Source organism: Aquimarina sediminis (genome assembly GCF_002895435.1).
GTDB classification, from domain to species: domain Bacteria; phylum Bacteroidota; class Bacteroidia; order Flavobacteriales; family Flavobacteriaceae; genus Aquimarina; species Aquimarina sediminis.
The window spans coordinates 22,454-35,402 of the sequence record NZ_POYJ01000017.1 but is presented as its reverse complement, the minus strand read 5'-3'; the positions used below and the strand labels follow the sequence as shown (position 1 = coordinate 35,402).

General features: G+C 33.1%; 12 protein-coding genes. 5 read left to right on the top strand and 7 right to left on the bottom strand.

Going from position 1 to position 12,949, the window contains the following annotated elements:
- The first annotated feature begins 3 nt into the window (after positions 1 to 3).
- The 5 genes from C1X07_RS23605 (at position 4) to C1X07_RS23585 (ending at position 5,147) form a co-directional block, all read left to right on the top strand.
- Entirely contained in the window at positions 4 to 1,854 is a 1,851-nt protein-coding gene (locus tag C1X07_RS23605; RefSeq protein ID WP_103072521.1) for a beta-ketoacyl-ACP synthase III, read from the top strand.
- Between the two features lie 16 nt (positions 1,855 to 1,870).
- Positions 1,871 to 2,770 carry a DUF6999 family protein gene (locus C1X07_RS23600; protein WP_103072520.1) on the top strand — a complete coding sequence of 300 codons (900 nt, stop codon included), beginning with the start codon at positions 1,871 to 1,873 and terminating at the stop codon, positions 2,768 to 2,770.
- A gap of 88 nt (positions 2,771 to 2,858) precedes the next feature.
- Positions 2,859 to 4,151, top strand: coding sequence for a DUF2157 domain-containing protein (locus C1X07_RS23595; protein ID WP_103072519.1), 1,293 nt, complete (start codon positions 2,859 to 2,861; stop codon positions 4,149 to 4,151).
- Position 4,152: 1 nt separating this feature from the next.
- Entirely contained in the window at positions 4,153 to 4,704 is a 552-nt protein-coding gene (locus C1X07_RS23590) for a GDYXXLXY domain-containing protein (protein WP_103072518.1), read from the top strand.
- A gap of 98 nt (positions 4,705 to 4,802) precedes the next feature.
- Positions 4,803 to 5,147: a DUF6515 family protein gene (locus C1X07_RS23585; RefSeq protein ID WP_128755386.1), complete on the top strand. Its 345-nt coding sequence runs from the start codon at positions 4,803 to 4,805 to the stop codon at positions 5,145 to 5,147.
- A 163-nt stretch (positions 5,148 to 5,310) separates the two neighbouring features.
- Here the strand turns inward: C1X07_RS23585 and C1X07_RS23580 are convergent, their stop codons facing one another.
- The 7 genes from C1X07_RS23580 to C1X07_RS23550 all read right to left on the bottom strand — a co-directional run bounded on the left by C1X07_RS23580 (position 5,311) and on the right by C1X07_RS23550 (position 12,902).
- A complete protein-coding gene (locus C1X07_RS23580) occupies positions 5,311 to 5,916 on the bottom strand; it encodes an SPOR domain-containing protein (protein ID WP_103072516.1) in 606 nt (201 codons plus the stop codon).
- 304 nt (positions 5,917 to 6,220) lie between these two features.
- Positions 6,221 to 6,769 carry a hypothetical protein gene (locus C1X07_RS23575; RefSeq protein ID WP_103072515.1) on the bottom strand — a complete coding sequence of 183 codons (549 nt, stop codon included), beginning with the start codon at positions 6,767 to 6,769 and terminating at the stop codon, positions 6,221 to 6,223.
- A 509-nt stretch (positions 6,770 to 7,278) separates the two neighbouring features.
- Entirely contained in the window at positions 7,279 to 8,970 is a 1,692-nt protein-coding gene (gene lysS / locus C1X07_RS23570; RefSeq protein ID WP_103072514.1) for a lysine--tRNA ligase, read from the bottom strand.
- Between the two features lie 71 nt (positions 8,971 to 9,041).
- Positions 9,042 to 9,959 carry a hypothetical protein gene (locus C1X07_RS25235; protein WP_206604272.1) on the bottom strand — a complete coding sequence of 306 codons (918 nt, stop codon included), beginning with the start codon at positions 9,957 to 9,959 and terminating at the stop codon, positions 9,042 to 9,044.
- A 61-nt stretch (positions 9,960 to 10,020) separates the two neighbouring features.
- Entirely contained in the window at positions 10,021 to 10,497 is a 477-nt protein-coding gene (locus C1X07_RS23560; RefSeq protein WP_103072594.1) for a DUF1573 domain-containing protein, read from the bottom strand.
- Positions 10,498 to 10,571: 74 nt separating this feature from the next.
- Positions 10,572 to 11,735: a hypothetical protein gene (locus C1X07_RS23555; RefSeq protein WP_103072513.1), complete on the bottom strand. Its 1,164-nt coding sequence runs from the start codon at positions 11,733 to 11,735 to the stop codon at positions 10,572 to 10,574.
- 102 nt (positions 11,736 to 11,837) lie between these two features.
- A complete protein-coding gene (locus tag C1X07_RS23550) occupies positions 11,838 to 12,902 on the bottom strand; it encodes a response regulator transcription factor (protein ID WP_241507323.1) in 1,065 nt (354 codons plus the stop codon).
- Between the last annotated feature and the right edge of the window lie 47 nt (positions 12,903 to 12,949).

Below are 12,949 nucleotides of genomic sequence, written 5' to 3'. Positions count from 1 at the left end.
CAAATGAAAGACGTATATATAACAAGTTCTGGAGTCTATTTACCTAATAAACCGATATCTAATAGTGAGGTAGAAGACTATTTGGGAAAAATCAATGGACAAAAGAGTAAGGTAAAGGAACGTATTCTAAAACAAAATGGGATCAAACAACGCTATTTTGCTATAAACACAAAGCAAAAAAGTACACATTCTAATGCAGAACTAGCAATACGCGCTATCGAGCAGGCAATAGCCAAAAGTAGCCTTAGAAATACAGAAATAGAACTATTGTCTACCGCAACTACACAAGGTGATTTGCCCGTACCTGGATTTGCAAGTATGGTGCACGGGGGGTTGGATTGGTCTACTTGTGAGCTAGCTAGTTTTCAAAGTGTTTGTGCTAGTAGCATGATGGCCTTGAAGAGCGCCTATGTACAAATAAAAAGTGAAGAGAAACAAAATGCAGTTTGCGTAGGTAGTGAGTTTGCCAGCCGGCTATTTAAAGCCTCAAGATTTGAAGCGCAAAACATAAAATCTGTGCCTTTTGACACAGAGTTTTTGAGGTGGATGTTATCTGATGGTGCAGGAGCACTGGTATTAGAGAATAAAAAGAGCACCAAAGGAATATCATTAAAAGTAGAATGGATTGATATTAGATCACATGCCAATGCATTTCCTGTGTGTATGTATACCGGTAAAAACGACAATAAAAATGAATCTGAGCAGACATGGTTGGATTATCCAGATTATGAATCAGCATCAAAAGCAGGAGCTATCAATCTGAAACAAGATGTTAGGTTACTTAATCAGGTAGTGCAAACAGGAGTAGGACATTATTTTGAACTGATCGATAAAGGGATGATTAGCCCAAAAGATGTAGACTGGCTATGTTGCCATTATTCATCAGAATATTTTAAAAAGCCCATAAAGGACTTAATGGAAAAAGGAGGTGGAGAAATCGCTGAAGAAAAATGGTTTAGTAATCTGACTAGTAAAGGAAATACTGGTGCTGCATCTATATTTATAATGTTAGAAGAATTGATGTACTCAGGCAAACTGAAAAATGGGCAGTCCATATTATGTATGGTACCCGAAAGCGGTCGGTTTATTACCTCATTTATGAAACTTACCGTAGTAGGACAACAGGATACAATGCAAGCAAGCTACCCGATTAGAAAAATTGAATCCCCAGAGCTTACTATTAATTCTGATCAGGTATCCCAGTGGCTGGTAAGAAACCTCTCTCGTGTTTGGATAGATTTTGAAAGTAGTTTATTACGAGTGCCGATTGTCAAAAAAATACATAATAAAACACTGAGTTTGGAGGATTATAAATTACTTCTCGTTGATTTAAGACAGCAGGTGATTGATGGCTCTCAATGGATATCCAGAGCGGCATCTAATATTGACATCGAATTGTTTGATCTGCGTTCTGCTTTTATAAAACATACAGCAGTAGAACATAAAGATTATCAGATGTTAGAGGAGAATTTTAAAAACCTGGGAGCAGATATGTCCGAAATACATTCTGGAGAAAAAAATATAGGAAGCATGGGACTTTCATCCTTTATGTTTCAACAAGCCAGTAAGCCGAACCCGATAGATCTTTTAGGAGCTATGTTTATTATTGAAGGTATTGGTAAAAGATTAGCTGCCTATTGGGGAACTATGATCAAAGACCAATTGAACCTTAAAGAAAATCAGGTTTCTTTTTTTACTTATCACGGAATTGCAGACGAAAAACACTTCGAAAATTTAGAAAAAGCCCTCAATCACCCTCTAATGCACATGGACTTGGCAAGAAACATTGTAAAAACGGCAAAGACTACTGCGCTTTTGTATGAGATGCAATTAAAAGAATTAGGGAATTATTAACTAATACTATAAGCTGATGAAAAAAGATATATTCGAAATCGAAACACATGACAGTAGAGATCCTAATCCATGGTTAGCGCTCTATTTGGATAATAGTATTCCTATCAATGATACTACAAAACGAGCCTTGATGTCTGATAGCGACTCTAGGTCTGCCAGATATTTAAGACCATTACTTGTTTTTTGGTCAAAAATTACCATGTTTTTTATCCATGTATTAAAGTTTTTCTTTCCGAAACTGTTTAATTCATCTAAGTTTTTACATATCATTTTGGCATGGGGACTCAGACGTTTTGTGAGTCCAGATGCAAACTTGTTAATATTTAGGCATTTTCATGTAGGCAGCGAAATTTTACAATTTATCGCTGGTAATATTAAGGGGGTAGATGTAAAAACAAGCCCTTTGAAACCAAAAGATTTTAATGATGTAAAAGATGATTTGTTTCTTAATCATGATTTAAACTTATTCAATTTTGTGATTAATTTAAATAGTGAATTAAAGGAAAAAGGAGTTTCTATTGGTTATGTAGAACATTTGGATACTTCGATGATCTCTGAAGATCAGTTTGATCATATTACATTCCCGAGTAAATGGACTAATATTCTGGATTTGAGGTCTGCCATAGAGTTATTTACTCCTTTTTATCAATTATTTCTAACGGCTAATGATTTTGTAAGAGCTTCTAACTCTTTGCAATTAGATGAAACTATAGCAGTATATGTTTCGCAGATACTAGGTACTCCCGGGCATTTGGGGTTGGTGAACAACAAACATCCAATGGTACCCAGAAGTACATATTCTGCAGCATATAATCTGGTACTACATGGATTGGCAGCAGAAACCCTTCATGAGATTTTGGTAGGCATTAAGAAAAAGGATGCCAGTGATGGGATTGTGATTCCAAAAACACAATAAATTCAGAGTGTAACTGATGTTAAAGTGATTTTTAAAATAATTGATTATTAAAACATGTATTAACTTTATAACTAAATAACACTACATTATGGGGGCAAAATTTGATAAAGAGCTGGAGATGCTTATCAGAGATAAGGTTATTTCTCCAGAGGTTGCAGAAAGAATAGGAGAGTATTATTCTACAAAAGATGTAGAAAAACCAAATAGGTTATTTACGATTTTTGGGATTTTTGGAGCACTATTGATTGGTTCGGGGATTATATTAATGTTGGCGCACAATTGGGATAATTTCATGAGGTTGACCAAGACGATTATAGCATTTATCCCATTGATTATTGGTCAGGGATTCACGGGTTTTTCTATCCTAAAAAAGAAAAGTAATACCTGGAAAGAAGCTTCGGGGACTTTTCTTTTCTTCTCGGTAGGAGCTACCATTGCGTTGGTCAGCCAGATTTATAATATTCCGGGAGAATTAGGATCTTTTTTACTTACCTGGATAATTCTATGTCTTCCTCTTATATATGTACTACGGTCGCATGCAGTAGCTTTATTGTTAGTTATTTTGAGTACGTATTATGCTTTAGAAGTTGGTTTATGGAGCTATAGAAGTAATGTAATACCTTGGTGGTATGTTATTTTTCTTATTATCATATTACCATATTATTATATGCTTCTTAAAAAGAGTGTTTTGGGTAATCCGGCGGCAATTTTTAATTGGATTTTGCCTATAAGCATTACAATAGCGTTGGGAACTTTTATAAAACATAGTGAAGATCTTGGGTTTATCATGTATATCACTTTATTTGGTCTGCTTTATAATATTGGGAGATTACCAATTTTTAGTGAAGTAAGAACTCTCAAAAATGGTTCTCTAATCATAGGTTCTTTAGGAACCATTATCTCATTGATGATATTTACATTTAGATGGATATGGAATGACCTTCCAGAAACATTTGAATATGACTTGCATGGGCTTTATGTTTCTTTAACCCTATTACTACTAAGTACGCTGGTTTTTGGATATACGGTTTTTAAAAATGGGATTAGAGCAATAAACCTGTTTCAAGTGGCTTTTGTGATTTTTTGGATTGTATATTTCTTTCTTTCCGGGAATGAAATCTTGGCTGTGGTATTAATGAATATTCTAGTATTTACTTTGGGGATATCTGCCATCAAAATTGGTGTAGATAAGTTTAACTTTGGGATACTTAATTATGGATTGCTTATCATTTCGATACTTATTATTTGTAGGTTTTTTGATACAGGAATGAGTTTTGTAGTCCGAGGGCTTTTATTTGTATTGGTAGGAGCCGGTTTTTTTCTAGCCAATTATGTTATGCTAAAAAAGCAAGAACGTATTAAGTCAATCAAAAAAATGTAAAATGATGAAACCTATTTATATAAGTATAGTATTTATAATAGTGATATTAGCGCAGTTAGGTATACCACTAAAGATGATTTATGATAGCGAAGATACTTTGATGACAGGTACTGTCTATAAGTTTAAGACTCAACCGATAGATCCTACAGATCCATTTAGAGGTAAATATATAACGCTCAACTTTGAGATGAATTCTTTTGATACATTAGATTCTTCATATGTCTATGGAGATAAGATACGCGTATACATTGAAAATGATAGTAATGGTTTTGCTGTTGCCAAAGAAATTAGTAAAGAACCATTAAAGATTAATGCTGATTATGTAATGGCAAAGGTTGTAAATAATTACAATGGGAAAGTGGTTTTTGAACTTGCATTTAATAGATTTTATATGAAAGAGACCAAAGCATATGATGCAGAAAGAGCTTATTTAGAAACAAATCGCGACGAGATAGAGGATAATGTATATGCATTGGTGTATGTTAAAGAAGGAAGGTCTGTTTTGGAGAATGTGATTATTGCTGGTATCCCGATTCAAGAGTATGTAGAATAATGTTCTTACTTTTTATAAAAAATATCTTTTTTGCTTCCTCATTAAACCTTTTTATAATCCTTTAGTCTTATAGAGTAAGAAACCAAAATACTATGGATATGAAAAATATGATGAGAATTATTGTGCCGATTTTATTATTTGGATTTTTAATGACTTCTTGTGCTGCAAATGTAAGAGTACGCCCTGCACATGGTGTTGTTGTAAATAAAGTACATCACCCTAAAGTTGTGGTACATAAAAATGTGCATTATTACCGAAGTGGAGGAATATGGTATGTGAAAAAGAATAGAGCCTATAAAAGAGTTGTAGTTCCTGCAGGTATAAGAGTAACTACATTGCCCAGAGGCTATAAAATAGTAAAAGTAAGAGGGGTAAAATATTATACATGCAAAGGGGTATACTACAAGAGATCAGGTAAGAGATACGTAGTAGTTAATGTATAATTTTTGTTGGTTGGTTTTGTGGTATTCCCCAATGGTTGTTAAGGTTGGGGTTTACCATAAATCAATATCATTAGAAAAATCTTAAAATGTATAATTTCTCAGATACCTGTATTGGGTTTCTGAGATTTTTTATTGATTCTAACTGTAGAAATACCTTTGTAATCTACCAGGCTTCTTCAATTTTTATACGCTCTCCGTTTTGATAAGAAGCGATAAAAGCTCTTCTAAACCCTAATCGAACCAATTCTCTCCTAAAAACCTTTGCCTCATCAAGGGTTTCAAAATTTCCCAGAGCATATTTGTTAAATCCTTCACTTTTTATCTCTCTAAAATTTACAAAATTTTCAGAATACAGTGACAGATCTTTACTCTCAAAAGCTCCTATTTGAACAGCGTATACAAGTTGATTTTGAATTGAGCCCGAAGAACCACTAGCACTATTACCACCTACTTCCTGATTCATAGAGAGGTTTTGAACAGTCTCTTCTAACTCAGCAATTTTACTGTCACGTTTGGTAACCTCGGATTTATGTTTTTTTCGAGAGACCATGTTGTCAGGAGTATTAAAATTCATAAAATAAACTGTTCCTGCAACTCCTAACAAGGCTATGATTCCTAGTATTATTGTAGCTATCTTAAACTTTTGGGATTTTTCCTGTTCATCTTTTACTGCTTTGTTACGAACGTAATCTGCAGTACGTTTAGATTCTTCAGCTTTTTCTATTTGGTCTTTATAATCCTGTAATTCTTGGTCTGTTATAAAAGGCATCTGGTCAGTGTTTAGATATTCAAATATAATTGATTCTAACAAAACTTCAAGATTTTATAGGTTTTAGAAAATGTTTATCCGGTATAATAGAGAAATATGATGGTATAGGCATAATACTATTAAGGTTTTTATGTCTAGATACACTGCTTAGGGTATTGTCTTGAAAATGAGTTACCAAAATTAAAACGACTAAGGCCGGATCATAGAATTTGATACTAGTAAACAAAACGATAGCCTCGAAAATTAATTTTCGAGGCTATCGAGAAACTTAAGTAGTATTTGAAATATACCCTCTTCAGGATTCTTATATATTTTTACGTAATGCCTTTGATCCTCTTCTCTTTCCTTTTTTATGAGTCTTTTTTCCTTTTTTATGTGCTTTTTTTGCTCCATTAGCAGAGCCATTTTTTATAGCACCTGTTTTGGATCCATCAGCACGTTTAACACCTGCTGCTCTTTTTTTGGTTCCATCAGGTTTGTTAACAGCGCCGGCTCTATATTTATCCCCATCTGCCTGATTAACACCAACGGCTCTTTTTTTGGTTCCGTCTGCTTTGTTTACACCTGCTGCTCTTTTTTTAGTGCCATCTGCTTTATTGACGCCAGCAGCTCTGTATTTATCACCATCTGCTTGATTTACTCCTTTGGCTTTTTTTACATCACCATCTGCTTCTTTTCTAGTAACAGATACAGCTTTGTTTCCTTCGCTATCTTTTCCTTTGCGTACTATAGTTTTGTTTCCATCTTTATCGATGTGCACTTTTTTACTTTTTTGTTCTTGTGCGACTCCTATGGTTGCCGAAAAAATAAAAACGATACATGCTATTCTTAAAAAAATGTTTGTTGTTTTCATAATGATGCTTTTTAAGTGGTTTATTACTAAGACCGTACAGAAGGAAAAAGGTTTAAAAACAAATAAAAAAAAGTAGAAATATTGTTACTTTAAAAATCAATACTGTGGGGTAAGCATAGCAATATTAAGGTTTTTTTAATCTAAGGGTAACATTTATATATAGCTTCAAAAATATCTTTGGTTCTAACTAAAAGCCAGAAAAAAGACCATAGAAAGTCTTTTGGAAGCATCTTTTAGTATACATAAATCTTATGTTCGTGTTAATATATAGTAGTACTAATGAACTACAATGTATGGATGCTTGTATAAGAGGTAATTTTGAAAATAATGTATACGGCAGATATCGTCGAGATACAATGGTTTATTACCGAAGCCATTGCACAAGAAGGTTATACGTAGACTGTTGGGGGAGGAATGCAGTTTCGTATAGTTAGAATTGATTGTTTAAGAAAAAAACGCGACCGTTACGGTCGCGTTTTTTGTATATATTATATTCTAATAATTAATATTTACTCAGCAATCTCTACTAATAAGCTATCATCGGTTTTGGTAACTTTTGTCAATCCTAATTTAGAAAGCCCTTTCATCCCTTTATCCCATCCTTTATTACTTAAACCAGTAGCGCTTTTAAGATCTGCAAGTGCCATACTTTTTTCTTTTTTAAGAATTTCAAAAATAGCTTTTTCATTATCATTAAGCTCTACTTGCTTTTTTTCTGGTCTCATTTGCGGAAAAAATAATACTTCCTGAATAGATTGATTGTTAGTCATAAACATAGCTAAACGGTCAATACCAATACCAATACCAGAAGTAGGAGGCATACCATACTCAAGAGCACGTAAGAAATCCTGATCTATAAACATTGCTTCGTCATCTCCTTTTTCTGATAATTTTAGCTGATCTTCAAAACGTTCTCGCTGATCAATAGGGTCATTAAGCTCTGTATAGGCATTAGCTAGCTCTTTACCATTAACCATAAGTTCAAAACGTTCAGTAAGCCCTTCTTTAGAACGATGTTTTTTGGTCAGCGGACTCATTTCAACCGGATAATCTATGATAAAAGTGGGTTGGATATAGTTTGATTCACATCTTTCTCCAAAAATCTCATCTATCATTTTACCGATTCCCATAGTTTCATCGACTTCAAGACCTAGTGCCTTTGCAGCTTCTCGAACTTCTTCTTCGCTCTTTTTATAAAGGTCATAACCTGTATGTTCTTTTATCGCATCAAGAATACCGATACGCTTATAGGGAGCCTTATAATCGATTATGTTTTCTCCAAATTGTGCTTTGGTATCACCATGTAGAGTGACTGCTACTTTTTCTAATAATTTTTCTGTAGTATCCATCATCCAGTGATAGTCCTTATAAGCGGCATACATCTCCATTACCGTAAACTCTGGATTGTGAGTGCGATCCATACCTTCATTTCGGAAATCTTTGGCAAATTCGTAGACTCCATCAAACCCACCTACAATTAATCGTTTTAGATACAACTCATTGGCAATACGTAAGTATAACGGTATATCTAATGCATTATGGTGTGTGATAAATGGACGTGCAGCAGCACCACCAGGAATAGGTTGAAGAATTGGAGTTTCTACTTCTAGAAAGCCCATATTGTTATAAAAGTCGCGAATAGTATTTACAATCTGCGTGCGTTTTACAAAAGTATCTCTGACTTTTGGGTTAACGACTAGATCTGCATAACGTTGGCGATATCTTAATTCTGGATCATTAAATTCATCATAAGTATTTCCGTCTTTATCTGTTTTAGGTAGAGGAAGTGGTTTTAAAGATTTACTTAATAATGTGAAATCTTTAACTAATACCGTTTTTTCGCCTACTTGAGTAGTAAAAAGCTCACCTTGGATACCAATAAAATCACCGATATCTAATAGTTTTTTATAAACCTCATTGTATTTGACTTTATCCTCACCTGTACAAATTTCATCTCTATTGAAGTATACTTGTATACGACCGTCAGTATCCTGTAGTTCTGCAAAAGAAGCTTTGCCTTGTATTCTTCTAGACATTAATCTACCTGCAATTACCACCTTTTTTCCTTCTTCGAACTTATCCTTTATCTGTTTAGAAGTATAGTCCACCGGGTATAATGGTGCCGGATAAGGATCGATACCTAGATTGCGTAATGCGTTTAATTTCTCTCTTCTTACAAGTTCTTGTTCTGATAATTGCATGGATTCGTCATTTTAATAGGGACAAAAATAGCCTATTTGAAGAATTTAAAGAAAGGTCTTATTAAAAACTTTTAACCTTGGTTTGATGCAATTTTTAATTCGCTAATTTTATGCCGTATTTCTTCATTATCTGTAATATTTAATGATTTTTTATAATACTTGATTGCATTATCATTATCATCCAGAAGTACATATTTGTTAGCAAGACTTATATAGGTCTTAACCTCTTCAGGAAATAGTAATGTGTTTAATTTTAGAATAGCAATCGCTTCTTCTTTTTTATGAGCATAAAAAAGGACACTTGCATAGGTGTTTAGTTCATAAATGTTTTTGGTGTTATCTTTTAATCGCTTTACTAGTTTTTTGGAGTTTTTGATTATAAATGAAGCTCCTTTTTTGGTTAGAATATCATTCATTAAGATGACCGAAGCATATTTGGGTGTGTAATTATTAGAAAGAATTGCCAGCATATCTTCTTCCAAAGTATTTTTTGGAGATTCTACAATACGGTTTATTTCTTTCCCATCTTTATAAAAGATAAAAGTAGGCACCCTATGAATATTCCGCCCTTCATGTTCTCCTCCGGGACTTTGTTTATATGCATTACGGCTACGGTCTACAGCAATTGTGGTAAGTCTATCTAAAGGGAAATTACTTTTCTCCAAGATTTTATAAAATTTAGGAACCTCTCGTTTACTATCGCCACACCAGGTTCCCATAAAAAGAGTAATGGTGTATTGAGGTAACTGGTTTTTTAAAGAATCAATACTGTTTCGTATTGGTATGTATTGATTATAGTTTTTTGAAAACCATTGATCATATGGTTCTTGCGATAAGCCATGATTGTTGATTTTACCAAGAAGCATTGGTGAGTTATCTTCTATTCTGACTTCATTATTAAATGATTGCGCAGAAAGTGTAATGATTGAAAGAGAGAGTGATAAGATACCACATATAGCCATTTTCTTCATAGCGTATTTTGTATTCAAGAAATTAAGAGTGTTTTTAAATCATTGTCAGAAGATAGAAACACTCTTAATCTGGTGTCTATTACTTGCTTAAAGGTGTACCGCTTATTTTGGATTTTGGCGTAACCATAGCTTTGATTTTAAGTATTTCTTTACCTTTTTCTGTATTTGCCGTAATGGTTACCTGTTTGTTTTGCAAATTAGGCTTGCCATTAGAATTAAAAGTTACCAACATATCACCAGTAGCTCCTGGTGCAATAGGTTCTTTTGGCCACTTAGATACAGTACACCCACAGCTACCTTTGGCACTTATAATTACCAATGGGGCTTTACCTGTATTTGTAAATGTAAATTTGTGCTCTACAATATCGCCTTCGTTAATAGTACCAAAGTCATGATTGGTTTCTCCAAATGTCATAACCGGAAAACTAGAGGTTTTTACATCCTGATTTGCAGAGAGAATAACGTTTTCTGGATTTATCTTGTTAGTAGCATTTTCTTTACAAGATATAAGGGTTATCATTAATAGACTGGTTAAAAATAAAATTGTTTTTTTCATTATTTCAATTTTTAAATTATTAAAAGGGTTAAACATTTTTTAAGTATAAATGCTAAGCTTAATCGTCATAATTATTATTTGATTTGACTAATCAACTTAGATATTTTGCGATTAAAGTTACTTTTGGTTATGCCTGTTACTGTTTCTAATAGGGGAAAGTATTCTTCATTTGTTTTTCCGCAACTAAGCAATTTGAGTACTGTAGAAAAACCTTGATCTTTGTTTATTTTTTGTATTAATAGTGCATTTAGCATATAATCAACCCGTAAAGCTTTATTTTTTTCATCCCCAAAGTTTTTACCATTATTGTATAGCTCCAGCCAATCAGATTTTGGATTTGAAGTGATAAAAACCTTGAATTTGTGAAGAATTTCCTCCCAAGTATATCCCCAACTACCTCCATAGATGAACGCACAACCTTCATCAACAGGCTTATATATTTTGTTTGAAGGGAGTATTTTTCTAACCCTGCTATGCCATAAATCATGAGGGTCAAAATTTTTATAATTTGAAGCTAGTATGCCATCAACAATCAGGCTGTTTCCATTTTCATTGGCTTGTAGTGTGTTATAACTGTATCCGTTATAATCTAGTTTGAAGTCAATACCGATTAGTTTTAAAACCTCATTAAAGTTTTCAGCACAATATAATTTTGTTGCTTGTTTTGGAATATGTAGTATGCTGTCATATTCCGCAATCTTTGCAGTGTATGCGGTTGCTTTGGATAAATCAAAATGATCCTTAAAATAAAAAGTGTAATTTTCTATGGTTTTAGCTTTCCACGAAGATGTGTTTTGTTGAAGCGGAGAATAAAAGTAAAACTGATCATCAGTCTCTTGTGCAACTATGGTATAGTTTGCTCTCAAAAGGGGTTGATTTTTATGAACTCCGGAATAGTGAAATTGAATTAAATAGTTGCTGTTATTAAGTTGGATAACATTATTGATATAGCACTTGTAAAAGTTGTCATCCTTATATTTGAAGCTTTTTTCAATTCCTTTTAATTCATCTAATAAGGCCGAGGTTTCTATAAAATTCTGAGATGAAATTAATGTATTCTCATGATTCGGCTTTTCCTTTAAGTCAAGAAAATTTTGAAATGAACGGATAAGTTTATCAGAGGTGATTGAATCTTTTGGAAGTCTAATGTTTTGAGGAACATTTATGCTATTAGTTTGTCCCAATAGATTGGATAAGGATATAGAAAAAAGTAGTATTGTAAATGTAGCTTTATTCATTTGTTTTGATATTGATTAGCTGCGTCAAAAATCAAAACATATGGGTGTAAAATCAATTAAACTGGGTTTGAAAAGAGGACTAGAACCCGGGTGGAAATTTTATTATCTCTTGATATATAGTGATTTAACCTCGTCTCTTGAGCTGACTTCTAGTTTTTTGTACAAGTTGTTGATATGGGTTTTTATCGTGCTGATACTTACAAACATGGATGAAGCGATCTCTTTATTGGTTTTATCCTTGAGGATAAGGTCTAGTACTTTTTGTTCTTGTTGTGTAAGGTTTTTCTCTAGAGTACTGGATGCATTTCTTTTTTTACGATATCTCAAATATTGAAGAATATTAAAGGATATTGAAAGGAAAAGAATACCCAAAAGAGACCATATCCAAAGATTATCTGAAGAAGCTTTTTTGGGATTAATAAGAAATTTATCTGAAGCTAGTTCTATATTGTATTGCTTGGTGTAAGTGCTATTGGGGTATTTTTTTTGAAGACGCACTAATAAGTCATCGTAATATGTATTATGCTTAAGATCTTCGAGGTAGTTTGCATATAGATTATTAGATTTATTAGATAGAAAAGAATACACATACAGCTCTGTTAGTGGTTCATTTTGTTTTTGTACATAGTGTTGCAAAGTAGTAAACCATTTTTTTGCATTTATCTTACGATTCGTTTGGCTTCGATATGAAGCAAAAGCAAAACGCATTTCGTCTATAACAGAATCAACTTTAATAAAAGCATTACTTTTTTGGTTTCCTGATACAATTTTGCAAAACATTTCTCTATCAAAAGAAAAAGGTAAGTTTAAGGTGTCGGTATTATTTGCAATAAATAAAATCTCTTTACTTTCTGGACAAAAACCATTAAAGTGTACTAGCTTTTTTTCATCTTCAGAACAGTTTTCAATATGAATCCTATACATATGATTTTGCACAGGAAGATTATCACCAGAAAAATTAAAATACCCAGTAGAATCACTAATAGTTTTTTGTATTATTTGCTCGGGGTAGACTCCAGATAGTTGTCTATAGTCTTCTATTAAGGATAGATAGATGTCACCTGACCAGTTTTTTGTGTCTACATACCCAGAAAACTCATATTGAGAGAATGTTACCCTAGGGCTTATCAATAGCATAAAATAAAGAGTAAAAATCAGTAATCTCATCTGTTTAGTTATTGTCATTAAATGTTATACGTACTCCCACAAAAAAT

Excerpts from the sequence above, each read along its gene's own strand:
- C1X07_RS23605 (WP_103072521.1), top strand. The coding sequence starts at position 4 with ATGAAAGACGTATATATAACAAGTTCTGGAGTCTATTTACCTAATAAA.
- C1X07_RS23600 (WP_103072520.1), top strand. The coding sequence starts at position 1,871 with ATGAAAAAAGATATATTCGAAATCGAAACACATGACAGTAGAGATCCT.
- C1X07_RS23595 (WP_103072519.1), top strand. The coding sequence starts at position 2,859 with ATGGGGGCAAAATTTGATAAAGAGCTGGAGATGCTTATCAGAGATAAG.
- C1X07_RS23590 (WP_103072518.1), top strand. The coding sequence starts at position 4,153 with ATGATGAAACCTATTTATATAAGTATAGTATTTATAATAGTGATATTA.
- C1X07_RS23585 (WP_128755386.1), top strand. The coding sequence starts at position 4,803 with ATGAAAAATATGATGAGAATTATTGTGCCGATTTTATTATTTGGATTT.
- C1X07_RS23580 (WP_103072516.1), bottom strand. The coding sequence starts at position 5,916 with ATGCCTTTTATAACAGACCAAGAATTACAGGATTATAAAGACCAAATA.
- C1X07_RS23575 (WP_103072515.1), bottom strand. The coding sequence starts at position 6,769 with ATGAAAACAACAAACATTTTTTTAAGAATAGCATGTATCGTTTTTATT.
- lysS (WP_103072514.1), bottom strand. The coding sequence starts at position 8,970 with ATGCAATTATCAGAACAAGAACTTGTAAGAAGAGAGAAATTAAACGCA.
- C1X07_RS23560 (WP_103072594.1), bottom strand. The coding sequence starts at position 10,497 with ATGAAAAAAACAATTTTATTTTTAACCAGTCTATTAATGATAACCCTT.
- C1X07_RS23555 (WP_103072513.1), bottom strand. The coding sequence starts at position 11,735 with ATGAATAAAGCTACATTTACAATACTACTTTTTTCTATATCCTTATCC.
- C1X07_RS23550 (WP_241507323.1), bottom strand. The coding sequence starts at position 12,902 with ATGAGATTACTGATTTTTACTCTTTATTTTATGCTATTGATAAGCCCT.